Origin of the sequence: Tenacibaculum bernardetii, from assembly GCF_029125915.1 — a bacterium.
Classification (GTDB): Bacteria; Bacteroidota; Bacteroidia; order Flavobacteriales; family Flavobacteriaceae; genus Polaribacter; species Polaribacter bernardetii.
In genome coordinates this window covers 156,696-182,589 of record NZ_JAQJCU010000004.1, presented here as the reverse complement: position 1 = coordinate 182,589, position 25,894 = coordinate 156,696, and the positions used below count along the sequence as shown (strand labels likewise).

21 protein-coding genes and 1 tRNA gene are annotated in these 25,894 nt (G+C 30.6%); 13 read left to right on the top strand and 9 right to left on the bottom strand.

Annotated elements, in window-relative coordinates; genetic code table 11:
- Positions 1 to 30: 30 nt before the first annotated feature.
- A tRNA-Leu gene (locus P2G10_RS05015) sits at positions 31 to 112 on the bottom strand.
- Positions 113 to 213: 101 nt separating this feature from the next.
- Here P2G10_RS05015 and P2G10_RS05010 point away from each other — a divergent pair.
- The 6 genes from P2G10_RS05010 to P2G10_RS04985 all read left to right on the top strand — a co-directional run bounded on the left by P2G10_RS05010 (position 214) and on the right by P2G10_RS04985 (position 9,914).
- Positions 214 to 1,602 carry a dipeptidase gene (locus P2G10_RS05010; RefSeq protein ID WP_275315470.1) on the top strand — a complete coding sequence of 463 codons (1,389 nt, stop codon included), beginning with the start codon at positions 214 to 216 and terminating at the stop codon, positions 1,600 to 1,602.
- Positions 1,603 to 2,063: 461 nt separating this feature from the next.
- Entirely contained in the window at positions 2,064 to 2,432 is a 369-nt protein-coding gene (locus tag P2G10_RS05005) for a BlaI/MecI/CopY family transcriptional regulator (protein ID WP_218772171.1), read from the top strand.
- Positions 2,432 to 4,726, top strand: coding sequence for a M56 family metallopeptidase (locus P2G10_RS05000; RefSeq protein ID WP_275315468.1), 2,295 nt, complete (start codon positions 2,432 to 2,434; stop codon positions 4,724 to 4,726). Before P2G10_RS05005 ends, P2G10_RS05000 begins: the two co-directional genes overlap by 1 nt.
- An 85-nt stretch (positions 4,727 to 4,811) precedes the next feature.
- The gene (locus P2G10_RS04995) at positions 4,812 to 5,912 is read left to right on the top strand and encodes a DUF4407 domain-containing protein (RefSeq protein WP_275315467.1); all 1,101 of its coding nucleotides are present in this window, start codon (positions 4,812 to 4,814) and stop codon (positions 5,910 to 5,912) included.
- Positions 5,913 to 5,959: 47 nt separating this feature from the next.
- Complete coding sequence (locus tag P2G10_RS04990) at positions 5,960 to 7,873, top strand: DUF3857 domain-containing protein (RefSeq protein WP_275315465.1); 1,914 nt, start codon at positions 5,960 to 5,962, stop codon at positions 7,871 to 7,873.
- Positions 7,874 to 7,886: 13 nt separating this feature from the next.
- Complete coding sequence (locus P2G10_RS04985) at positions 7,887 to 9,914, top strand: DUF3857 domain-containing protein (RefSeq protein ID WP_218772167.1); 2,028 nt, start codon at positions 7,887 to 7,889, stop codon at positions 9,912 to 9,914.
- Between the two features lie 55 nt (positions 9,915 to 9,969).
- Here P2G10_RS04985 and P2G10_RS04980 read toward each other — a convergent pair whose 3' ends face one another.
- Entirely contained in the window at positions 9,970 to 10,428 is a 459-nt protein-coding gene (locus tag P2G10_RS04980) for an Lrp/AsnC family transcriptional regulator (RefSeq protein WP_275315464.1), read from the bottom strand.
- A gap of 212 nt (positions 10,429 to 10,640) precedes the next feature.
- On the opposite strand from P2G10_RS04980, the gene P2G10_RS04975 reads away from it, so the two are divergent.
- Positions 10,641 to 11,279: a MarC family protein gene (locus P2G10_RS04975; RefSeq protein WP_218772165.1), complete on the top strand. Its 639-nt coding sequence runs from the start codon at positions 10,641 to 10,643 to the stop codon at positions 11,277 to 11,279.
- Here P2G10_RS04975 and P2G10_RS04970 read toward each other — a convergent pair.
- On the bottom strand, positions 11,276 to 12,298 hold the full coding sequence (locus tag P2G10_RS04970) for a metal-dependent hydrolase (protein WP_275315461.1): 1,023 nt from the start codon (positions 12,296 to 12,298) through the stop codon (positions 11,276 to 11,278). The two genes, P2G10_RS04975 and P2G10_RS04970, sit on opposite strands and share 4 nt — an antisense overlap.
- An 80-nt stretch (positions 12,299 to 12,378) precedes the next feature.
- Between P2G10_RS04970 and nhaC the strand changes: the two genes are divergently transcribed.
- Both nhaC and P2G10_RS04960 read left to right on the top strand, forming a co-directional pair.
- Entirely contained in the window at positions 12,379 to 13,845 is a 1,467-nt protein-coding gene (nhaC, locus tag P2G10_RS04965; RefSeq protein ID WP_218772163.1) for a Na+/H+ antiporter NhaC, read from the top strand.
- Positions 13,846 to 13,948: 103 nt separating this feature from the next.
- Entirely contained in the window at positions 13,949 to 14,401 is a 453-nt protein-coding gene (locus P2G10_RS04960) for a GNAT family N-acetyltransferase (protein WP_275315458.1), read from the top strand.
- Here the strand turns inward: P2G10_RS04960 and P2G10_RS04955 are convergent.
- Positions 14,352 to 14,606 carry a hypothetical protein gene (locus P2G10_RS04955; RefSeq protein WP_275315456.1) on the bottom strand — a complete coding sequence of 85 codons (255 nt, stop codon included), beginning with the start codon at positions 14,604 to 14,606 and terminating at the stop codon, positions 14,352 to 14,354. The genes P2G10_RS04960 and P2G10_RS04955 overlap by 50 nt on opposite strands.
- Positions 14,607 to 14,886: 280 nt before the next feature.
- Positions 14,887 to 16,851, bottom strand: coding sequence for a putative porin (locus P2G10_RS04950; protein ID WP_275315454.1), 1,965 nt, complete (start codon positions 16,849 to 16,851; stop codon positions 14,887 to 14,889).
- 70 nt (positions 16,852 to 16,921) lie between these two features.
- On the opposite strand from P2G10_RS04950, the gene P2G10_RS04945 reads away from it, so the two are divergent.
- Entirely contained in the window at positions 16,922 to 17,521 is a 600-nt protein-coding gene (locus P2G10_RS04945) for a ribonuclease HII (protein ID WP_275315452.1), read from the top strand.
- A 33-nt stretch (positions 17,522 to 17,554) separates the two neighbouring features.
- Complete coding sequence (locus P2G10_RS04940; RefSeq protein ID WP_275315450.1) at positions 17,555 to 18,604, top strand: nucleoid-associated protein; 1,050 nt, start codon at positions 17,555 to 17,557, stop codon at positions 18,602 to 18,604.
- Positions 18,605 to 18,698: 94 nt separating this feature from the next.
- On the opposite strand, the gene P2G10_RS04935 is transcribed toward P2G10_RS04940, so the two are convergent.
- The 4 genes from P2G10_RS04935 to P2G10_RS04920 all read right to left on the bottom strand — a co-directional run bounded on the left by P2G10_RS04935 (position 18,699) and on the right by P2G10_RS04920 (position 20,873).
- Positions 18,699 to 19,289 (bottom strand): PhnA domain-containing protein, encoded by a 591-nt coding sequence (locus P2G10_RS04935; protein WP_275315448.1) that lies wholly within the window; start codon positions 19,287 to 19,289, stop codon positions 18,699 to 18,701.
- 158 nt (positions 19,290 to 19,447) lie between these two features.
- Complete coding sequence (gene rimM, locus P2G10_RS04930; protein ID WP_275315513.1) at positions 19,448 to 19,978, bottom strand: ribosome maturation factor RimM; 531 nt, start codon at positions 19,976 to 19,978, stop codon at positions 19,448 to 19,450.
- Between the two features lie 20 nt (positions 19,979 to 19,998).
- On the bottom strand, positions 19,999 to 20,508 hold the full coding sequence (locus P2G10_RS04925; RefSeq protein WP_218772156.1) for a 30S ribosomal protein S16: 510 nt from the start codon (positions 20,506 to 20,508) through the stop codon (positions 19,999 to 20,001).
- Positions 20,509 to 20,681: 173 nt separating this feature from the next.
- Complete coding sequence (locus tag P2G10_RS04920) at positions 20,682 to 20,873, bottom strand: cold-shock protein (protein WP_218772155.1); 192 nt, start codon at positions 20,871 to 20,873, stop codon at positions 20,682 to 20,684.
- Positions 20,874 to 21,112: 239 nt separating this feature from the next.
- On the opposite strand from P2G10_RS04920, the gene dnaE reads away from it, so the two are divergent.
- Both dnaE and P2G10_RS04910 read left to right on the top strand, forming a co-directional pair.
- Positions 21,113 to 25,486 carry a DNA polymerase III subunit alpha gene (gene dnaE / locus P2G10_RS04915; RefSeq protein WP_275315447.1) on the top strand — a complete coding sequence of 1,458 codons (4,374 nt, stop codon included), beginning with the start codon at positions 21,113 to 21,115 and terminating at the stop codon, positions 25,484 to 25,486.
- 2 nt (positions 25,487 to 25,488) lie between these two features.
- Positions 25,489 to 25,845, top strand: coding sequence for a hypothetical protein (locus P2G10_RS04910; RefSeq protein WP_275315445.1), 357 nt, complete (start codon positions 25,489 to 25,491; stop codon positions 25,843 to 25,845).
- The last annotated feature ends 49 nt before the right edge of the window (positions 25,846 to 25,894 follow it).

Here is a 25,894-nt window from a genome sequence, read left to right as displayed (position 1 = left end):
TCTCGTAAATGAGAAGCTTTTTTTAATCTGTACGGGCAAAGAGACTCGAACTCTCACACCTTGCGGCACTAGATCCTAAGTCTAGCGTGTCTACCAATTCCACCACACCCGCATACAAATTTAATTGTGGCTGCAAATATAAACAATACTTGTAAACTACAAAGGAGAAGCACAAAATTTTTATTATTTTTGATGCTTACTAAATTACAACACATGAAAAACGTACAAGATTATATTGTTCAACATAAAGATAGATTTATAAACGAGCTTATCGATTTATTAAAAATTCCTTCTGTAAGTGCGGATCCTGCCTTTAGCAAAGATGTATTAAACACTGCTGATGTTGTTAAAAACAGTTTAGAAAAAGCGGGATGTGATAAAGTAGAAATTTGCGAAACTCCTGGATATCCTATTATTTATGGTGAAAAAATAATTGACCCAAATTTACCAACCGTTTTGGTGTATGGTCATTATGATGTACAACCTGCGGATCCTATTGATTTATGGACTTCACCTCCTTTTGAGCCTGTTATTAAAAAAACAGACATTCACCCTGAAGGTGCAATTTTTGCGCGTGGTGCTTGTGATGATAAAGGGCAAATGTATATGCACGTAAAAGCAATGGAATACATGACAAGTACAGGAAACTTACCTTGTAATGTTAAATTCATGATTGAAGGTGAAGAAGAAGTAGGTTCTGAAAGTTTAGCTTGGTTTGTTCCAAGAAATAAAGAAAAATTAGCCAACGATGTTATCTTAATCTCTGATACAGGAATGATCGCTAACGATATTCCATCAATCACTACAGGTTTACGTGGTTTAAGTTATGTAGAAGTTGAAGTTACCGGTCCAAACAGAGATTTACACTCAGGTTTATATGGTGGTGCCGTAGCAAACCCTATCAATATTTTAACAAAAATGATTGCTTCATTACATGATGAAAATAACCATATTACGATTCCTGGTTTTTACGACAATGTAGAAGAATTATCTTGTGAAGAGCGTGCTGAAATGGCAAAAGCGCCTTTTTCTTTAGACAACTATAAAGATGCTTTAAAAATTGAAGATGTACATGGGGAAGCTGGTTACACAACCAACGAACGCAATTCTATTCGCCCTACTTTAGATGTAAACGGAATTTGGGGTGGTTATACCGGTGAAGGTGCAAAAACAGTAATTGCAAGTAAAGCGTACGCTAAAATATCAATGCGTTTAGTACCAAATCAAGAATGGAGAGCAATTACCGAATTGTTTAAAAATTATTTCGAAAGCATTGCACCGAAATCTGTAACCGTAAAAGTTACGCCGCATCACGGTGGCCAAGGTTATGTTACACCTATCGATAATATCGCTTATAAAGCAGCAAGCAAAGCGTATACCGAAACTTTTGGAAAAACACCTATTCCGCAACGTAGCGGAGGAAGTATTCCTATCGTAGCTTTATTTGAGCAAGAATTAAAAAGTAAAACTATTTTAATGGGATTCGGATTAGATTCGGATGCAATTCACTCACCAAACGAGCATTTTGGTATTTGGAATTACCTTAAAGGAATTGAAACAATTCCTTATTTTTATAAGTATTTTACTGAATTATCTAAGTAAATATCTCTTTGAGTGTAGTTGTAAAGTTTTAAAAGTTCTCGACTGCGCTCGAACAGACATTATCATCATAAATAAAATCCGTTCAGCAATGAGCGGATTTTTTTATGCTTGTCATTTCGAGTGATTTTATTGAAGTATGAAATAAAATTGTATCGAAAAATTGGGCGTTCCGTAATTATTTTAAGAGTAATTACGGCAGGCTTTCAACTATATCTTTTTTCCTAGTAAATCTTAATGCCATTGCAAACAACATAAAGTAATTTCTAACCCCAATGAGATTACTTCGTCGTACCTCCTCGTAATGACGAATATTTAATAATCATAAAAAAGGATGCCGTTTCAATCCTTAACACAAACAGATTTATCAACTTTAAAACCAAAATCAATAAAAATATTTAAACTCTACATTTGTAGAATTAAATTATTTACTCTATGTTTGTAGAGCAATAAAACAAATTACCATGCAATTATCAAAAACCGAAGAACAAGTAATGCAATTATTATGGAAGTTAGAAAAGGCTTTTATGAAAGATTTATTAGCGGAGTTTCCAGAACCTAAGCCAGCAACAACAACGGTAGCAACTTTGTTAAAACGAATGAATGATAAGGGTTTTATTGCCTATAATTTATTCGGAAAATCTAGAGAATATTATCCGTTAGTTAAAAAAACAGATTATTTCTCGAAACACGTAAACGGATTGATAAAAAATTTCTTTAACGATTCTGCTAGTCAGTTTGCTTCTTTCTTTACCAAAGAAACTGATTTATCTGTTTCTGAATTAGAAAGCTTAAAAAAAATTATCGATAGTCAAATTAAAAAGCAACAATAATGATTAGTTATTTCATAAAATCTGCAATTTGTTTAACGCTACTACTACTTTTTTATCATTTGGTGTTAGAGCGAGAAAAAATGCACAAATTCAATCGTTTTTATTTGTTAGGTAGTGTATTATTTTCATTTTTAGCGCCATTATTTATAATTTACACAGAAGCTTCTCCTTTACAAATTATAGAGACTATGAAAGCAACAACAGAACAACCTATTGTTTTTGAAACTGCAGAAGTCATTGAAACACCTATTAATTATTTTAATTACTTCATATACTTCTCCATTTTTATATCGACAATTTTATTAATTCGGTTTATAAAAAATGTAGTTGCTATTTATCAAAAAACTAGAGAAAACTGCACGATAAAACATCAAAAAGCAACGTTGGTTTTAGTTGATGATGAAATAAGTCCGCACACATTTTGGAATTATATTTTCATCAATAAAACTGCATATGATTCACAGAAAATTGAAGAAGAATTATTTACGCACGAACTTACACATGCTACACAAAAACACACTTTTGATGTATTGCTTATTGAAGTTTTAAAAATTGTTTTTTGGTTTAACCCTATTTTTTACTTCTTAAAAAAAAGAATACAATTAAATCACGAGTTTTTAGCAGACACAAAAGTGATTTCTAATCATAAAAATATTTCTGAGTATCAACATTTATTATTGAATAAAACTGCTTGGAACAACGATTATTACTTGGCCAGTAATTTGAATTATTTATTAACGAAAAAAAGATTACTAATGATGACAAAACAAAGTTCACGAACCAAAGTCTTATTAAAAAAACTGGCTGTAATACCAGTTACAGTAGGATTCGTATTCTTGTTTGCTGAAAGAGTTGAAGCACAAGAAACAATTACTGAAGTTGTAAAAAATCTACCTAAAAATAATTATCAGAAAAAAGGAAACTTAAAAACAACATTACCTAACGGAAAAGCAATTGAAGTTTGGGAAGAATTAATTGATAAAGGCTCTAATGAATATCAATACACAAGACAAACTTTTTGGGTAAAAGACAAAAACGACAAAGATATTCCTAGTAAATATTCTAATTTATCAGAAGATGGTAAAAAGAAGTGGCTTCTTTTTCCTCCAATCATGTATAATAAGAAACAAATTTCTAATGAAGAATTTAACCGTATAAAAGATTCAGAAAATTATGTTGTAAGAATTAATGGACACGTTGTAAAGAACTCTAAACTTAATGAGTTTTCTCCAAAAGACTTTGCCTCTTATTCTTCAAAAAAGATTTCAAGATTAGCAATGTTGTCTCAAAAACAACACTATAATTTAATAGATGAAGAAGGTTTAGATTTAAATATTCACTTGAAAGGTTTAGGAACTAAAAGGCATAAATACCGAAGAACAAAATCTTCAAAACAAAGTATTGCTTCTGAATCAGTTGTAGATGATGTTAAGCTGAAATTAGAAAACGCTGATGCTCTTAAGTTGAGTATTGAAGAAAATCAAGAAGTTTTAGTGAAAAAACTTCACAATAGTGATGTTAAAAAATATATTCTATTAAACAGTACTTATGAAAAGTTAAGAAAAAAGAATCCTCATTTTATACAAAGCTCAGAAAAAAGGCAAAGTGAAATAAAGGATTTATTTTCTGAACTAAGTGGTATGTATTTTAAACTTTCAAGCTTAGATAAAAAGAAAGTTAAAAGGCCTATTTTTCCTCAACACCCTTATATTAGGTTAAAGAAAAACAATAAAGTTTTTTATAAATTAAAAAATGAATTAACAACAGAAGATAAATTATTACTTCCACCTCCGCCTCCTATCCCTAATGCGAGTAAAGAAGAAATTTTAAAAGTAAAAAAAGCCTATAATGAATGGAAGATAAGAACAGGAAACATTCCACCGCCACCACCAAAACCTTCAACCGCAAAAATCGTTAAAAAAGGTGAAGTTTCTAATATCCTTCCTCCACCTCCGTCTAAAAAGAAAACAAAAAACAACTGGGTAGTCGAAGACGAGGTACATATAGTAGAAGATGTAAATACTGAAACCGGCGACGTTTATAAGAGAAAAGACACAAAAGAAAAACCCACTTCTAACGAGTCTACTGAATTTGTAAAACTAGATAAAAAGGTTAAAAAAACCTATTTCATAGAGGGTAAAAAAACATCTAAAAAAGAATTCTATAACCATCTTAAAAACATAAAAGATTATCATTATGGTTCCGCTTATACTGATAAAGAAAAAACTGCTATAAATTTGTATATTTCTAAAAGCCAGGACAAAATTATAAAGTTAATGCAAAAAGGGTACTAAAAAAATTGTTAAAAAGCCTCTTAATTGAGGCTTTTTTTGTAACATTTTTCTAAAAGTATCGTTCTTATAGTATACACTTATTTTTATGTTAAAACAGTTTTTCCTTATTTGTTCGGGAGTAGATTTACAGTTAATTAAAGATTGCGCTAACGGAGAGCAAAACAAATACGCAGGTATTGGTGCTACTGTTTTTTTTACAGCGCTAATGGCAACCATTGCTTGTAGCTATGCTTTATTTACAGTTTTCGACAACTTATACTCCGCTATCTTTTTTGGATTCATTTGGGGGTTGCTAATCTTTAATTTAGATCGTTTTATTGTTTCAACCCTCAAAAAAAAGGGTTCTAAACGTCAAGAAATAGCGCAAGTAACTCCGCGGTTGCTTTTAGCATTTATTATTGCCGTGGTAATTTCAAAACCTCTGGAATTAAAGATTTTCGAAAAAGAAATAAATCAAGTTTTGCTTACCGAGAAAAATCAAATGACGTTAGCTAATAAATCGCAAATTGCGCAACAGTTTACAACCGAAATAAACAATATTAATTTAGAAATTGAAGTTTTAAAAAATGAAATTCTTGCAAAAGAAGGCGAAACAAATTCTCTTTACGAAACATATATTGCAGAAGCTGAAGGCACAAAAGGAACGAAGCTTTTAGGAAAAGGCCCTGTATACAAAGAAAAACGAGCCAAACACGATGCTGCTTTAGCTGAGCTACAATTATTAAAGGAAAGTAATAACGAAAAAATTAAAGCAAAAGAATTAGCGATTGTAAACTTACAAGAAAATCAGAAATTAACAGAAACGAAAACCCAACCCATAATTTCTAATTTCGACGGATTAATGGCACGTATAGAGGCCTTAAATAAACTTCCTTTGTTGCCATCTTTCTTTATTTTCTTGTTATTCTTAGCTATTGAAACGGCGCCTATTTTCTCGAAACTCATCAGCTCTAAAGGAGAATATGATTATAAACTCGAAAACCAGGAATCAATTATAAAAACGTGGATTCAGCAACAAGTACAGCAACGAGAAGCTATTTTAAAAACAGACATTGATATCAACAATAAAGTATATTCCGGTTTAAAAACGGAAGAAGAATTATACAATTATAAGCAAAAAATGGCTCGTAATCTCATGAAACTTCAGGCTGATACTTTTTACAAAAACGAACAAAAAATTTTATAATCAACTTTTTTTTGCTTCTTTTGTTAAAAAAGAAAAAAGTTGCTTCTATGAAAAAATTACCCCAAGCTATTTTATTAATAGCTTTCCTTTTGTGTGTGAATATATTTGCTCAGAAAAATGACAATCTATCTTCCCTTTTTATATCTAAAGAATTAACAGAAAATGCAAACGCAGTAATTAGACTTAATGATATTCTTGTTGATATTGTAGCCGTAGATGAAATGGTTATTACACAAAAAAGAATAGTTACTGTGTTAAATAAACTTGGTAAAACCCATATAGATGCTTACAAGTATTATAATGATGATACAAGGATAATAAAACTATCTGCAATTATATATGATGCTTTTGGTGATAAAATTAAAAAATATTCTAAAAATGATTTTAAAGATGTAAGTGCTATTAATGGTGGCACTTTGTATTCTGATTCTAGATTAAAATATCTAGAATACACCCCAACTTCTTATCCCTATACTGTTGTTTTAGAATCTAAATATAAAAATTCATCAACTGCATTTATTCCTCGTTGGTTCCCTATTGAGAATTATAATTTAAGTATTGAAAAAAGTATTTACACACTAAATAATCATGAAAAAATTCCTTTAAGAAAAAGAGAAAAAAAATTTAAAAATCTACCTATCAAAAGCTCTTTAAATGAAAGTAACTTAGTTTATTCCTTAACAAATCAAAAAGCAATAAAATACGAAGCGCATACCATTAACTTCGAACATTTTTCGCCTAATCTTTCTATTTCTCTAAACAAATTTAGTTTAAAAGGAGTTAAAGGAGAGGCTAAAGACTGGAAAGAATTTGGAAGTTGGATGCATAATAAATTGATTGCAAATCGAAATCATTTATCACCAGTTACGGTCGCTAAAGCAAAAAACTTAGTGAAAAATGCAAAAACACCTATTGAAAAAGCTAAAATCATTTATCAATATGTTCAAAACAAAACACGTTACATTAGTGTACAGGTTGACATAGGTGGTTGGCAACCAATAGCTGCAAATAAAGTTGATGCTGTGGGTTATGGCGATTGTAAAGGACTAACTAATTATACTAAAGCTCTTTTAGATGCTGTAGGTATTACCTCTTACCACACAATTGTTCATGCTGGTAACAAAAAAAATATAGATAAAGACTTTACCATTATTCAGGGTAACCACATGATATTAAACATTCCGAATGAAGGCAATGATATCTGGTTAGAATGCACGAGTCAAACCATTCCTTTTGGTTTTTTAGGCGATTTTACTGATGATAGAGATGTTTTAGTTATAACCCCTGAAGGAGGTATTATAAAAAGAACTCCTGCTTATACAAATACCGATAACCTTCAAAAAACTGAAGCTACTATTAATTTATTAGCCAACGGTAATATAACTGCAGCTTTGACCAGGGAAGCATATGGAACAGAGTATTATAATAAATATCAAATTGAAAATTATACACAAAAAGAACTCTATAAACATTATAAATCGAATGTTTGGGGCTACAATAACAACTTAACAATTGAAAATATCGTTCATAAAAATGATAAAGAAAAAATAGTATTTACAGAAAAATTAGCTCTAAAAATTGAAAAGTATGCATCACTAAGAGATAGTAGTTATTTACTAAAACTAAATGTGTTTAATAAATCTACTTTTATTCCTAAAAGATATCGAAAAAGACAACGAGAATTGTATATCGTAAGAGGATTTACAGATAAAGATGAATTTATATTTAAGACACCTGAAGAATATTCGATCGCGAATTTACCTTTAGATAAAAGTATTGAAAATAAATTTGGAACCTATAAAGTAACCTTTGAAAAAATTAGTGATACCTCTTTTAAATACAACAGAGAGTTTTCTTTAAAAGAAGGAAAACATCCTAAAGAGGATTATAAATTTTATCGAAAATTCAGAAAAACAGTTGCTAAATATGATAATATTAGAACTGAACTTACTAAACTATAATTATTATAAAAAAATGAAGAAACTATTACTATTTATTGCCGTAACATTTTCATTATTAACTACAGCCCAAGAAATAAAATTTGGAGAAGTTTTTAAAGAAGAATTAAAAGAAAAATTTCATCCTTTAGATTCTACTGCAGATGCAGCTTATTTATTAAAGAAAAGGAAAACTCACTTTATTTACGATAAATCCAGAGGTTTTTTGGTAGTAACTGAATATCACGAAAGAATAAAAATATATTCGACTAAAGGTTATGAATATGCTACAAAAAAAATGACGTATTACAAGCCTAAGTCTGGTGATCATGAAAAAATAAATTCAATTAAAGCTTATACTTTTAATCTTGAAAACGGAAAAATTCTTAAGCAAAAATTATCGAAAAAAAATATTTTCGATGATGAATTAAGTAAATATAGGTCTCAAAAAAAAATAACATTACCTAATATAAATAAAGGAAGTGTTTTGGATATAAAATATACTTTAACTTCACCGTATTGGGGTATAGAAAAAATAAATTTTCAATATGAAATCCCTGTGAAAAAGCTTGATTACCAAATAGAAATACCTGAATATTTCACTTTTAACTCTAAAGCAAAGGGGTATTATAATGTTCCTGTAAAACAAACGAATAAGCCTGGTCGAGCTAGTTGGACAACTCGAACGAGAACATCTTCAAATACTGGTCGCAAATTTGGATCTACAATCCAAAGTAATGTGAATAATAATCAAGTAAATTATACAATACATAGCTCTACATTTATTGATCAAAACATACCTGCTTTAAAAGGTAATGAGTCACATATTTACAATATAGCAAATTACAGAGGAGGAATTCAATATGAACTTTCAGGCACAAAATTCCCTCAATCGTTACATAAAAACTACTCAACTAACTGGGAAACTGTTTGTAAAACAATATATAAATCACCTTCTTTTGGTGGTGAACTTGAAAAAAACAATTATTATAATGATGAATTAACTAATTTAATTAGTATTGCAAAAAACGATTTAGACAAAACTTTTAAAATATTACAGTTCGTAAAAGCTAAGGTAAAATGGAATGGTTATTATGGTAAATACACGGATTTAGGTGTAAAAAAAGCATTTAAAGAAGGCGTAGGAAATACAGCAGATATAAACCTAATGCTAACCGCAATGCTACGTAGTGCAAATCTAAATGCAAACCCTGTATTGATAAGTAGTAAAAACAACGGAATTCCATTATTCCCAACAATAGAAGGCTTAAACTATGTCATTTCTAAAGTTAATTTCAATGACGGAAAGTTTATTTTACTAGATGCAACAGAAACATACTCTATGCCAAATACATTACCACATAGAGCTCTAAATTGGCTTGGTAGAGAAGTTTTTAAAGATGGAAGTTCAAAGGAAGTTAGTCTAACACCTCGTTATTTTTCGAAAGAAAATAATATATTACACATAAAAATCAATAATTTAGGAGAGGTTAATGGAATGATGAGAAAAACATTATCAGGTCATTCAGCAATGTATTTTAGGAAAAAAAATAGTCAGAAAAAAGAATCTGAAGTTAAAGCTTCTCTTGAAGAAAAGTACTCTATTGAAATTAACGATTATAAGTTGTTAAATGAAAAAAAATTACTTAAACCTGTAATTAGAAGTTTTAAGTTTACCAGTGAAGATTTTATTGAAAATATAAACGGTAAATTATATTTTCACCCGATGTTTTTCTTAGCTACAACTAATAATCCTTTTAAATCTAAAGAAAGAAATTTTCCTGTAGATTATATTATGCCTTGGCAAGATAATTTTTCTGTTTCAATTACAATACCTCAAACATATTCAATTGAATCTTATCCAGAAAATATAGCAATAGGTCTGCCAGATAATTTAGGAATATTTAAGTTTCAAATTACTATTCAACAAAACAAAATTAAACTTTCATCTATTATGCAAATTAATTCAAACATAATTACTCCTGAACATTATAACAGTTTACAACGCTTTTATAAAGATTTAGTAAGTAAACAAACCGAAAAAATCGTTTTAATTAAAAAATAAGAATTAATAGTAGAGTGATTTTATAAAAAAAAGAGCAATTAATTGCTCTTTTTTTTTATAAAATTATTGCTTTAGAGCTCTTAACTTTACCTATAGCAAAAGTACTATAAGTACTCTCTATATGTTTTAATGCGGTTAATTTATTAACCATAAAATCGCGATATTCGTTCATATCTTTTACATATATTTTTAAGATATAATCGTAATTACCACTCACGTGAAAACACTCAGTTACTTCTTCTAATTTGGTGATTTCCTTTTCAAAAAAAAAAATATTTTCTTTTGCATGCTTCTCTAACTTTAAGTGACAGAACGCTAAAAACGATTTCTCGATTTTTTCTTTATCTACTATTGCTACGTATTGTGTAATTACCCCTTCTCTTTCTAACTTTTTTATGCGTTCATAAACAGCCGTAACCGACAAACCTAAGAACAAAGACAGCTGTTTTGTAGTCTGTTTACTGTCTTTTTGAAGTAAAACTAAAAGTTTTTTATCTATTGCGTCTAATTTCATCTGAATAATATATTGGTATTTTAAAGAATAACTATATAAATTTAATTTTAAAAACTAATATAACCATATTTTATAGTAAAATAATCTATAATTCAACTTTTATCTTTCTTTAAAAACAAAAAAACGAGTGTTTTGCAATTTAAATAACATGTTATGAATTTTAAAATGATAAAGCTCATAACCTAAAGAAAATTTACACACTATTTTTAATTATGAATGAAGTAATCGCTTTTGGTATTTTATCATTTACGTCTTTTTTTACGTTGATAAATCCTTTTGGAACCATGCCTATTTTTATGACTATGACTGCTGATTTAGATCAGAGCCATAGAACAAAAACTGCTCAAAAAGCAGCTGTTGTTAGTTTTATAACAATTGTGATTTTTGCCTTTTCGGGTCAGGTTTTATTTAACTTTTTTGGTATTTCAGTAAATAGTTTTAGAGTTGTTGGTGGTGTAATTTTCTTTTTAATGGGAATGGATATGCTACAAGCTCGTTTAGGAAAAGTGAAATTAAAAGAGTCTGAAATAAAAACCTATGTAGATGATATTTCTGTAACACCCCTTGCTATACCTATGATTTGTGGTCCTGGGGCATTAACAAATGCAATTGTGATGATGGAAGATGCTCATACTTTTGAAATGAAAATAGCGTTAATCTTCGCTGCTTTTACTGTTATTTTACTAACCTATTTTATATTATACAGTTCTTCTAAAATCATTAAAATACTTGGTCAAACAGGTATTAATGTAATGATGCGTTTAATGGGATTAATTGTTATGGTTATTGCTGTAGAATTTTTCTTTAGCGGATTAAAACCAATATTATTAGATATTTTTAGAGCGCTTTAAATTCCCTTAAATCGTTTTAAAAACTCGTTTAAGTCTTTTTTAGAAGGTGGATTTCCTGAAAACGGAACCATATCCCAGCGATTTCCATCTTTTTTTAATTCAAACTTAAATACTGATGTTGTAAAGTCTTTAGGATTTAATAACGGATAGCGTAAATCTAAATATTGTACGTTTTCTGAAGAATCTATTGGCACTAAATTGTAATAACCATTACTAAACCAAGTTAGGGTTTTTATATCTGGATGATTTACATCTAACAATTTTCTGTTTTTAGGAATCGTTAGTATTGTGTCTACTTTTACTTTGGTGTCTAATAAAGAATAGAATCCTATTTTATAATTCTTCTCTGTTTCTGCAACTCCGTACCACAAAACATTATTAAATATTGTTGGTTGTGTAGAAAATCTGCTATAAGAAATACCTGCTTCATCAAATGATTTTTTAAACACCCTATTTATATAAATTTTATTCCCTAAAGTAAATAACATATAAGCCGAACTAATATAAATACCTGTTTTCACCCAAGTTACTCTTCTTGTTCTTTTTCGATTATAAAACATCGCAACAACTAAACATATTAAAAACGGTAATGTATATAAAGGATCTACCACCGAAATATTATTAAACGCCACTCGGTAATCAGAAAATGGTAAAAATAATTGTGTACCGTAAGGTGTAAAACTATCTAATATAGGATGCGTGAAAATCGCTAAAAAATACAACCAAATCCAATTTTTCAGAGTCGTTGTCTCACTGCGTTTACCTTTATTGTATAATTTAAAAATTATCCATCCGAAGAGAAAAGCCCCAAAAACAGCAAATAAAATGGAATGCATAAACCCTCGGTGAAAAGCCATCGCATCAATTTCATTACTATACAACCATCCGCCAATAAACACATCTAAATCGGGGATTGTACCACCAATGGCTCCGAATAACAATGCTTTATTTCCAATCTTTTTACCAAGCACTAATTCGCCACAAGCAGCACCTAAAACAATTTGAGTTAATGAATCCATAAAAGCAAATGTAGTAAACGAATTCTACTTGTATAATTCTATACAAAATCGTAACATTACAAACCGAAAAAAAAGATACAATGCAAGACGATAAAAACTTATCTGAAATTAATATAGATAGCCAAAAAATTATTGATAATAAAGAATTAAATATTTGGGAAGCTTTAATTCCTGTAATCATTTTAATGAGTTTATTGGCGTATAATATTTTTTATGCAGACGGCGCTTGGTTAGGAGATTATTCTAATCAATATATTTTATTAATAGGAGGCTTAGTTGCTGCTGGTGTTGGGTTTTACAATAAAGTATCACTTAAAAAAATGGTTTCTGAAGTTTTAGAAAACTGGAAAAGTGTTTTCGTTCCTATTATGATTTTGTTTTTAGTTGGAGCTTTAGCAGGAACTTGGTTGGTAAGTGGAATTATACCTGCCATGGTATATTACGGATTACAAGTATTAAGTCCTGAAATATTTTTACCTGCATCGGTAATAATTGCAGCAATTATATCGGTAGCTACAGGAAGTTCTTGGACCACCTCAGCAACGGTAGGTATTGCATTGGTAGGAATTGGTAGTGCATTAGGAATTCCGACAGGAATGATTGCTGGTGCTGTAATTTCTGGAGCTTATTTTGGCGATAAAATGTCGCCTCTTTCTGACACTACAAATTTAGCTCCTGCTATGGCTGGCACCGATTTATTTACACATATTAAATATATGGCATATACCACAGTGCCAACAATTACAATTACACTTATTGTTTTTGCTATATTAAGTGCAACAATTGATACTACAGGAAGTACAGATATAAGTAATTTATTAGCGAGTATTAAAAATACGTTTCATATTTCACCGGTATTATTTATTGTTCCAGCAGTAGTTATTGCCATGATTTTATTAAAAACAAAACCATTAGTTGCCTTAGGTACTGGAGTTGTTTTAGCTGCTGTTTTTGCTTTTATTTTTCAAGGTGATGTGTTAGATGCTTTATCTGAATCTAGATATCAATCCGTTTTAAATGCTGTTATAACAGATACTCAAGTACAAACGGATAATGAAAAGTTAACCGAATTATTTAGCGCAGGTGGTGTTGTTGGAATGCTATGGACCATCTTATTGATTATATGTGCTATGGTTTTTGGTGGAGTTATGGATGCTATTGGTGCCTTAGCAAAACTTACAAAAGAATTATTAGCAATAGCAACTTCTGTATTCGGATTATTTGCAAGTACCGTTATTAGCTGTTTAGGGTTAAATATTATTGCTTCAGATCAATATTTAGCGATAGTAATTCCTGGTAAAATGTTTAAACAAGCTTATGAAGACAAAGGTTTAGCGCCTGAGAATTTAAGTAGAACCTTAGAAGATTCAGGAACCGTAACTTCGGTATTAATTCCGTGGAACACCTGTGGTGCTTACCAAGCTGGTGTTTTAGGTGTTGGTGTTGGCGAGTATGCTTTATACGCCATATTTAATTACTTAAGTCCGTTTATGACGTTGTTGTTTGCTGCTTTTAGAATTAAAATCAGACAAATCGCTAAAAAATAAATACGTTATTACGAAGAATTTTTATTCCGAAGTAATCTTACAATCAAAAAACTATATTTTATAGATTCCGTCACTTTGTTCAGAATGACGGAATTTTTTTTATATGATACAAAAAGCCACCATAAACGATAGGAATTTATTAACCAATATTGCTTTAACCTCTAAGGGGTATTGGGGCTATTCTAATGAATTAATAGAAAGTTGGCGAAGTGATTTAACTGTTACATCTAAAATGATTGAAGATGTATTTGTTTATAAATTTCTTCAAAAGGATAAAATTGCAGGCTTTTACATTTTAAACCAACCCATAGAAAATAAAATTGGACTAGAAATGCTGTTTATTCTTCCTGAATTTATTGGAAAAGGAATTGGTAAAAATTTATTATTACACGCTTTTACAAAAGCGCGTAACCTAAAAGTAAACAAACTAACTTTATTAGCCGATCCAAATGCGGTGGACTTTTATAAAAGTCAAGGCTTTGTTATAATTGACAAAAAGGAGAGTTCTATTCCGAATCGGTTTTTACCAATAATGCAGAAAGATTTAATAGCATAGATACTGCTAAAAGCAGCCAAGGTAATCCGTGTAATAAAACATCAAACCAATCCTTAAATTGCATTGCTTGTTCACCTGAAAAAGCATTTCCTCCTAAAATCCATTTTAGTTTACCAACAATATGTGGCGGATTAAAAGGAGCCAATCCTAAGGTTAAACTAGCTATTAAAAATAGTTTCCAATTATTTTTTAATTGATTTTTCATTTTTTAGATATTATATGATATTTATAAATTGCGAAAAGAAAAATCAAAAATGAATGGAGCGTTATTAACAATAATATCTTAAAATAAAATCCAAATTCTATTTTATCACTTTCTCTAAAATAAATTAATAGTGTGTAAAAAAATAGAATTACGATATTACATGAAATAAAAGAGAATAACTCTTTCCATCTTGCCAGAAAAAAAATACTCAAAAAACTGAATGTTAATGAGAGTATAAGAAAAATCAAAATAAACAACATACGTAATAGTTCTTATTTAATTATATAAACCAATTCCAAACAATTCCAAAACGGATTACAAAATCTCTGTATGGGTTGTTAGAATCAGATAAATAATTCTTTTTTAAGAAAAAAGAACTCACATTGTCTGCCTTAAAGTAAATACGTGTTCTACGCACTCTTGCGTTAAAAAACACATCAACCGTAGGATAACCTATTTCAGTATCATTTTGCAGCCTGAATTCAGCTAATAACGGATTATAAGTATTGGCTTTGTATTCTGAAAAATAATTTAACGTAGTTCCTATTTGCACATATAAAGGATCTCCTTTAAACCAACTATCAGAATAATACAAGGTATTTCTTGTTACAATTTCCGGAACTCTAAATACATCATTACCATTTGCTACTTTTTGATACATTACTGTGTTATCCAAAGCAAATTTTCCGAAAGTAAATTCTTTGGCTACTTTTGCTTTTAAATAATTAACACTCCCCGAAAATTGTTGCGGAGAACTTGTTTCATCAAAATAAGTGTAATTATCAATATTTGTAATATCTACAGATGCATTTCCCCATTTAGATTCAAACACACCGCCTAATGTTCTTGTTCCTACAGCAGCAAAATCGTTTTCCCAATTATAGTCGTTATAACTACTTTGGTGCAGTAAAAAGTTAAAGTTTGGTAATTTGTTACTTATTTCTAAATGCGCTTTTATCGTAAATAAACTATCCTTTTTATAAAAGGCTTCAGCTTTTAAATCGTTTCCAGAAAGTCTTGCGCTACCTGGTGTTAAATTACCAGAGGCATTTATATAAAAGTTTTTTATTTTTCCGTTCCAATTTGCACCAAAAGAAACTGCTTTTCCTATTAACTTATTCTTAGTAATTCCAACTAAATTATTCTGTAGGTTTTCATACCCATAACTATACGAGGTATATCCTGTTTTTACGCGGAACTTCCCCAATATATATTTAGAATTAAAATCTAAAAAAACTTCATTATTGTTAAGTAAATAACTGGCTTTATCATTTATGCTTCCTGATGTGTTTGCGTCACCAAAATAAGATGGTGTTGCAGTTGACTGGTTGAAACGATAGTATTTAGAATCTCTTGTAAAAGAATGTCCTATTTTTAAATTCGAAAAATCATTTTCATGTAAGCTATCTTTTGCTGATAGTAGCTTAAAGGTATGTTCAAAATACAAACGTTTTCCTTCTAGTGTATTTTCGGCATCATTTAAATTCACATCTAATCTACCTCTATTGCCACTAAAGTTAGGATCGTCGTTTAAGAAAGCCTCTAAAGAAGTAGCTGTTAAACCTCCGTTTTCTTGATTAAAAAAATCTTGATTAACTGCCTGACCTTTTATAGCATATTGTCCTTTAGGAGTTTCATATTTAAAACTCATTCTAAAATTACCTGAACTTGATAATGCGCGCCTGTAAGCACCTAACGAACGAATCCCTTTGTAGGACAAGCCTACATTAAATCGTTTTGAAAAATTTGTGGTAAATAAAATATCTAAAACTTGCCCTTGCTCTAATCCTGTTCTATATAAAACTTCGGTTGTTGGTGTTGGCACATGGTAATAATCTACATCTTCTTTTTCGAAATAATTAAACTGTTTTGCTCGAAAACCAATATCAGGGAACTGAGAAATACCTTTAAAATTATATCCTAAATTATTAAATGTTTGTCCTTGGTTATGAAAGGGTAATAACTCGAAATTATCCTTTCTTAAAAAATTAAACTTATAATGCTTTTTTAACGTTAACGTAGTATCTACAATTGTAGTATCGTTTTTAAAAGAGATTATCTTATAATCGGTATACTTTGTTTTACCGCTAAGTTTTACGTTAACCTCTCCTTCATATATAGAATCATTGCTCTGATTAAAACCACCTCTATTCCCTACATTTAAACCTCTCGGAAGGTCTCTTTTCTGAGAATACATTTGAGCGCTTAACACTAATAAAATAATGATTATAAAAAATTTCTTCATAATGACAAAAGTAAAATAATTAAACGACAAAAATTGTGAATAATTTCTTTGAAAACTGTTAATTTGTAATATGTTGAAATTAAATTATAGCGGACATATTTTAGAGGCAGGAACAGATGAAGCTGGTAGAGGTTGCCTATCTGGGCCTGTGGTTGCAGCAGCCGTTATTTTACCTGAAAATTTTCATCATGAATTACTGAATGATTCTAAGAAAGTTTCAGAAAAAAAGCGTCGTGAATTACGCCCCTATATCGAAGAACATGCCTTAGCCTTTGGCGTTGCTTTTGTAGATCATAAAGAAGTAGATGAGATAAATGTTTTACAAGCATCTATAACTGGTATGCAACGCTCTATAGAACAACTTTCTCCGCAACCTACATTTATTATTGTTGATGGTAATAAATTTAAACCTTATAAAGAAATTCCGCACGAAACAATTGTAAAAGGTGATGCTAAATTTATGAGTATTGCAGCAGCATCTGTATTAGCAAAAACATATAGAGATGAATATATGGAAAAAATTCATCAAGAATATCCGCAATATAATTGGCGAAAAAATAAAGGCTACCCTACAAAAGAACATCGAAACGCAATTCGTGAATTTGGTGCAACTCCTTACCACCGAATGACTTTTAAATTACTTCCCGAACAATTTAAATTAAAACTTTAGTTTCTCTATTTTTGTCTTCCAATATTTTAGAAGATGATTAAAAGAACGCGTGCAGAAATTAGCAAATGTATTATTCATAAAGTTGCTAATAAATACAATAGTGGCCAAAATGCTTTTTCAGAAAGCTTAGTTCGTTTCGATGAAGAAAGCTACGAATTATTGATGCCTTTTTTATTAAAAAACTTTGGTACAGTAACACAAAGTTATCGTTTTAACCATCATGCTGATGTTCGTTTAAACGAAATTAACAAATACACTTCTGATATTTTTGAAGATGAAAACACGTTCATAGAGCATTCTAAAAACATTGTAAATCACTTATACGAACAATCAAATTCTGCCAATATAAAAACAGGTGATGTTTTGGTGGTTTATTTCGAAGGCATCGAATATAAAGACATCTTAACTGAAGCTGTTGGTGTTTTTAAAATTGAAAGCAAAGTAGATTTTTTACAAACATATTTAGATGATGATAGTTTTGATGTGGTTGTTCAGAAAGGAATTTCAACTAAAAAATTAGACAAAGGATGTTTAATTGTAAATTCTTCTGATACTGAAGGAACCGTAATCTTATCAGTAGACAACAATAATTATGATGCGCAATATTGGATTAAAAATTTCTTAAATGCAAAATTTGCAGATGATCGTAATTTACATACTCAGAATTATTTAGAAATGTGTAAAGATTTTTCTGAAGAAATTATAAAACCTGAATTCGGAAAACATGAACAAAGCAATTTCTTAGCCAATACGGTTGATTATTTTAAAGAGCATGAAAACGTAGATTATCATGGTTTTAAAGAAGAAATTTTTGAAGACGAGAAACATAAAGGCATGTTTGAAGACTACAAAAAACATTTTGAAGGTTTGAATGATGTTTTAATTCGTAATAACTTTGAAGTTTCGGATGCGGTATTAAAAAAAGAAAAAAGTAAGTTTAAAACAGAATTTAAACTCGATACAAATATTCTAATTAAAATTGATGTAGACGCACCTGATGCTTCTTCAGAATATCTAGAACAAGGTTATGATGAAGAGAAAAAAATGAAATATTATAAAGTATTTTATAATACTGAAAAATAAGTAATAAAAAAGGGAACGTTTAAAACGTTCCCTTTTTTATTACCTATTTTTTAATGCTATTCTAAACTTGCTTCAGAATCTCATCGTTAGATTCTTACTCTTTCTCAGCCATTTTCTTAACGTAATCAGTAATAATAACGATTTGAGTTGGCCCTACTTTACCTTCAATATAATTTGCGTTTTCATGATCTAAAGAAATTCTACGAACAGCAGTACCTTGTTTGGCAACCATACTAGAACCTTTTACTTTTAAATCTTTAATTAATACTACAGAATCTCCTGCTTGTAAAATTACTCCGTTTGCATCTCTGTGAATTATTTTTTCACTTTCATCTAAATGATCTCCACTTTCTTTAGCATAACGTAAATCATCATCTTCTAAATACAACATATCTAACAAATCCTGAGGCCAACCTTCTTTACGAAGTCTAGATAACATTCTCCAAGCAATAACCTTTACGGCTCTAAACTCACTCCACATACTATCATTTAAACAACGCCAATGATTTGCTTCTGTTTTTTCAGCATCTTCAATTTGCTCAACACAAGTATCACAAGCTAATAAGCTACCATCAACACCACCAATAGCCATTGGTTTAACTTCATAAATTGATAAATTATCTTTTGAAGCGCATAACTCACATTGATTTCCACTTCTATCTTGTAATTCTTCTAATAAACTCATTTTTTTACTCTATAAATTAATGTCTGTAAAAATACATTTTTATTTTTCTTCAAGCTTTTATAATAGTTAAAAAGTAATTTTATCCTTCAGTAAAACAAAAAAAGCCTAGAAGATTAAATTTTCTAGGCTTTTTTTAATATTTTTCTTAAAAGAAAAGGTTAATCTTCTAAATACAATTCGATTAATCCTTTTGGCGTTTCTACTTCAATTGTTTTATTCTCTCGATCTACTTTTTTAATAAAGTCGTCAATCATAGGTATAAAAATCTCGGTATTACCGTTTTCAATTTCAAAAAGAGGTTGCGCTGCTTTATCATTTATATATGCTAAAGTACCTACCTCTCCGTAATTTTTATCAATAATCGTAAAACCTATAACTTCATGGTAATAAAATTTATTTCCAGTAAGTTTTGGCAGTAAATTTAAAGGCAAATAAATTCCTGCTCGCATAATAGCATCAGCATCTTGCTCGGTATCTACATCTTCAAATTTTACACGAAACATAGTGCTTTTACTTAACGAAGATTTTTCAATAAAAAAAGGAACCAGATTATTGCCTAAATCGACAAAAACTGATTCCAAATTTTCGTAAAGATCGGGTTCATCAGTGTCTAACTTAATAACCACTTCACCCTTAAAACTATGTTTTTTAACGATTTTGCCAAGATAAAAACACTCTTCTTTTTGCATCATCATTATAGTACAGTTTTTTATTCTTCGCTATCTGCTCCGTTATCTGCAGCTACTTCTTCACTATCCGCAACAGGTGCAGCAGGTGTATTAGCAGCAATACGTGCAGCGTTTACAGCTTTTTCAGCTTCTAAAGCTTTTGCTTTTGCATCAGCATCAGCCTTTGCTAAACCATCAACTTTACCAGCTACTAAACCAGTTTTTTCCTCTAACCAAGCTGCAAATTTAGCATCTGCTTGTTCTTGTGTTAAAGCTCCTTTTTTAACTCCACCAGCTAAATGATTCTTTAATAAAACACCTTTATAAGATAAAATGTTTCTTGCAGTATCCGTTGGTTGAGCACCTTTTTGTAACCATTCTACAGCTGTATCAACATCTAAGTCAATTACTGCTGGGTTCGTGTTAGGGTTGTACGTTCCGATTTTTTCTAAATAACGACCATCTCTTTTTGATCTTGAATCAGCAGCTACTACCCAGTAAAAAGGTTTTCCTTTTTTACCGTGTCTTTGTAATCTAATTTTTACAGGCATAATTTTTAATTTTTAAGGTACGCGACCTTGATTATTAACAAATCTTATCATCTCGTGATAAGTGGGCGCAAATGTATAGCTTTTTTTTTATTAAAAATTAAAAACGTAACATTATTGCAATAAAAAAGAGCCTGAAAAACAAGCTCTTAAGAAAATTTTGGTGAGTTTAGGTATTACAACACTCTAACGTCAACTGCGTTTAAACCTTTTTTTCCTTCTTTAAGATCATACTCTACTGTATCTCCTTCTCTAATCTCATCGATTAAACCTGATACATGTACAAAATACTCTGTGTTTGATCCTGACTCAGTAATAAATCCAAAACCTTTAGATTCATTAAAGAACTTTACTGTTCCTTCTTTCATTGTAAAAAAATATTATATTTAATAAAGTGCAAAGATACTTCTATAATTCGATTCTTAATTAATTTTATATCAATAAAACTAAAACTTAACATCTACGTAACAATAGATTATGTGTATTTATTGACTATAAAACTCAATATCACGTTACAAACTCGTTAATAACTTCTACTAAAAACAACACAAATTCTTCGTATTTTTACACTTTACTTATACCTAAACGCTTCAATAAAACACTCTAGATGTATTTAATTTTTGATACTGAAACTACCGGACTACCTAAAAGTTGGAATGCGCCTATTACTGACACTAATAATTGGCCTAGAGCTACTCAAATCGCGTGGCAATTACATGATGAATTAGGTAATTTAGTTGAGCATAACGATTTTTTAATTAAACCAGACGGATTTAATATTCCGTATGATGCAGAAAGAATTCATGGTATCTCTACCGATTTAGCGCAGGAGCAAGGAATTGAACTTTCTGAAGGTTTAGCGTTATTTAATGAAGCTTTAAGTAAAACAAAATTTATAGTTGGGCAAAATCTTGCTTTCGATATTAATATTATGGGGTGTGAATTCCATCGTTTAGGTGTTGATAACAACTTAACAAAACTACCAATATTAGATACATGTACAGAGCATACAGCAAAAATGTGTCAGATTCCTGGTGGTCGTGGTGGTAAATTTAAATTACCAACATTAACCGAATTACACCAGCATTTATTTGGAGACGGTTTTGGAGATGCGCACAACGCAACTGCCGATGTAGAAGCAACAACTAGATGTTTTTTAGAATTAATTCGTTTACGTCAGTTTACCAAAGAACAACTTCAGGTTACAGACGATTTTTTTGATCGCTACACTCAAAACAACCCAAGTGTTACTCAAATAATCGGACTAAATCACTTAAATCTTAAAAGAGAAAGTGAAAAAATTCGCGCTAGAAAAGAAAAAGCAAAAGGAGATACAACAACTATAAGTACTAATGAAGGTTTAGCTGAGTTAAAAGATAGTCAGTTCGCACACCTTCATAATCATACACAATATTCTGTTTTACAATCTACCATACAAATTGGTAATATTGTAAAAGCTGCTGCAAAAGATAACATGTCGGCAGTAGCAATGACCGATACAGGTAATATGATGGCTGCTTTTCATTTCGTACAAGCAGTTTTAAATCATAACAAAGCTGTTGATTCGGCTAATATTGAAGCTATAGAAAAAGGAGAAGAACCTACTCAAAAACCTTTAAAACCAATTGTTGGTTGTGAATTTAATATTTGTAACGATCACACTAATAAAAGTCAGAAAGACAACGGTTACCAAGTTGTTTTATTAGCTAAAAATAAAAAAGGATATCACAACTTAGCAAAAATGTCGTCTATTGCTTTTGTTGATGGTTTTTATTACATCCCTAGAATTGATAAAAAAGTAGTAGAACAATACAAAGAAGACATTATTGTACTTACTGGTAGTTTGTACGGTGAAGTGCCAAGTAAAATATTAAATGTTGGTGAAGCGCAAGCTGAAGAAGCATTAATTTGGTGGAAAGAACAATTCGGTGATGATTTGTACATCGAATTGATGCGCCATAATCAAGAAGATGAAAAAGTTGTTAATGAAACACTCTTAAAGTTTTCTAAAAAGCATAACGTAAAAACAGTTGCATCTAACAACACATTTTATTTAAGCAAAGAAGATGCCAATGCGCATGATATTTTACTTTGTGTAAAAGACGGTGAAAAACAAGCAACACCTAAAGGTAGAGGTCGTGGTTATCGTTATGGTTTACCTAACGACGAGTACTACTTTAAATCATCTGAAGAGATGAAAACTTTATTTGCAGATCTTCCTGAAGCCATCATTAATATTCAGGAAATTGTAGATAAAATAGAACCTTATACTTTAGCTCGTGATGTTTTATTACCTGCTTTTGATATTGCTGACGAATTTAAAGATGAAAAAGATAATGAAGACGGAGGTAAACGAGGTGAGAATAATTTCTTACGCCATTTAACATACGAAGGTGCAAAAAAACGATATGGCGAAATAACTGATAGTATTCGTGAACGTTTAGATTTTGAGTTGGAAGTAATTGAAAAAACTGGATATCCTGGTTACTTCTTAATTGTTGAAGATTTTATCCGCGAAGCGAGAAACATGGATGTTTCTGTAGGGCCAGGACGTGGTTCTGCCGCTGGATCTGTAGTTGCCTATTGTTTATGGATTACCAATATAGACCCTATTAAATACGATTTACTTTTTGAGCGTTTCTTAAATCCCGAACGTGTATCAATGCCCGATATCGATATTGATTTTGATGATGAAGGGCGTGGTCGTGTAATGGATTATGTAATCGACAAATACGGTGCAAATCAGGTAGCTCAAATTATTACCTACGGTACCATGGCTGCAAAATCTTCTATTAGAGATACTGCTCGCGTATTAGATTTACCGCTTTTTGAAGCTGATAGAATTGCCAAGTTGATTCCTGGAATGAAGCTAAAGAAAATATTCTCTTTGGATGACAAGACCTTAAAGGAAAAACTTCGTGCTGAAGAAATAGAATTAGTAAACGAACTAAAAAGACTTTCTAATGGAAATGATTTAATGGCAGAGACCATTAATAAAGCTCGGATTTTAGAAGGTTCTGTTCGTAACACTGGTATTCACGCCTGTGGTGTAATTATTACTCCAGATGATATTACCAAATTCGTACCTGTTGCACTTGCCAAAGATTCCGACATGTATGTAACTCAGTTCGACAACTCGGTTGTTGAAGATGCTGGTTTACTAAAAATGGATTTCTTGGGATTAAAAACGTTAACCTTGATTAAGGATACCGTTAAAATTGTAAAAGCACGACACGATGTTCTTTTAGACCCTGAGACCTTTCCGTTAGATGATGTAAAAACCTATGAACTTTTCCAAAGAGGAGAAACTGTTGGTATTTTTCAATATGAATCTCCAGGAATGCAAAAACACATGAGATCTTTAAAACCTACCGTTTTTGAAGATTTAATTGCCATGAATGCCTTGTATCGTCCAGGACCGATGGAATATATTCCTTCTTTTATCCGAAGAAAACACGGAGATGAAGAAATTGAGTACGATTTACCTGCCATGGAAGAATACCTAGCTGAAACCTACGGAATTACCGTATACCAAGAGCAGGTAATGTTACTTTCGCAAAAATTAGCTGATTTTACCAAAGGTGAAGCCGATGTTTTACGTAAGGCAATGGGTAAAAAGCAAATTGCTGTTCTTGATAAAATGAAACCAAAGTTTGTTAAACAAGCAATTGCAAATGGTCATGATGAAAAAAAATTAGAAAAAATTTGGACAGACTGGGAAGCCTTTGCTTCTTATGCTTTTAACAAATCGCACTCTACTTGTTATGCTTGGATCGCTTATCAAACTGCGTATTTAAAAGCCCATTACCCGGCTGAATATATGGCTGCGGTTCTTTCTAACAACATGAACGATATTAAATCGGTTTCATTTTTTATGGAAGAATGTAAGCGTGCCGGAATTACTGTTTTGGGGCCTGATGTAAATGAATCTTTCTCTAAATTCTCAGTAAACAAAGAAGGAGCAATTCGTTTTGGAATGGCTGCAATTAAAGGTGTTGGTGGTCTTGCCGTAAAGGCAATTATTAATGAACGTGAAGAGAATGGTCATTTTTCTTCTGTTTTTGATCTTGCTAAACGAGTTGATTTACGGGTGGCAAATAAAAAAGCATTTGAAGGTTTAATTTTAGCTGGCGGTTTCGATTCTTTTACAAATACACACAGAGCACAATATTTTGTGGAGGATGAAAAGAATCAAAAATTTATAGAAAAAGCATTACGTTTTGGTAACAAATATCAAGAAAATCAGAATTCTTCTCAGGTTTCTTTATTTGGCGGAGCCTCTGAAGAAGAAATGCCCGAACCAATTATCCCAACTTGTGATACTTGGGCAACTATGGAGCTATTAGGTAAAGAAAAAGAAGTAGTAGGTATTTATATTTCTGCGCATCCGCTAGATGATTTTAAAAACGAATTAAAATTTTGCAACGCAGCATTATCTCATTACAATGATTTACCTAAATACGAAGGCATGGCATTGTCTTTTGGTGGCATCGTAACCGATGTACAGCATCGCATATCAAAAGCAGGAAAAGGTTGGGCTACTTTTTTTATTGAGGATTATAGTGAGAATTTCGAGTTTAGAATTTTTGGTGAAGAATACCTTCGTTTTAAACACTTTTTGGTTCCTAATTCTTTCTTATTTGTAAAAACAATGGTAAAACCAGGTTGGACAAACAAAGAAGGTGTAAAAGGTGAACCAAGAGTCAGCTTTAACGAGTTCTTATTACTTCATGACATTATGGATAAAATGTGTAAAAAAATAACCATAAAGATGCCTTTACAAGATGTAAAAGAAAACAGAATTAAAGATTTGCAGCATTTATTTGCAACTAATAGAGGAACTCAGAATTTACATTTTACTATTTGGGACACCGAAGAAAAAATAGAGCTGAATTTACCAAGCAGAAATACTAAAATTAAAATTTCTAATGAATTTTTAAAGTTATTGGATGAGCAACATATTAATTATAAATTGAATTAAAAATGCTTTCTAAACATCTTAACAGTGATGCTTTATTAGTAAAGGCAGTTAATGAAAAACTGTATGCAAATTTAATTACTCAGTTAAATAAAGATTTTAGCTTAGCCAATTTAGCAATTAATTTAACTAAAAACAGCACACCAACTACATTAAAGGACGAGTTAACAAAAGTAATAAAGCATTTAATTCTGGCGGATTTAAACAGCTATAAAAATCTTTTATATATTATTGATATTACTGAAACAATGACTTATAAAAAAGAAGCATCAAATATTGACACCTATACCGAAAGTATTGTCTTTTTAATATTAAAAAGAGTTTGGAAAAAAGTATGGTTTCGGGCTAATTATTCTAATTAGTTATTTCTCTAAGAAGTGTAAAATAATTTCACTCACTTTTTCTAATTCA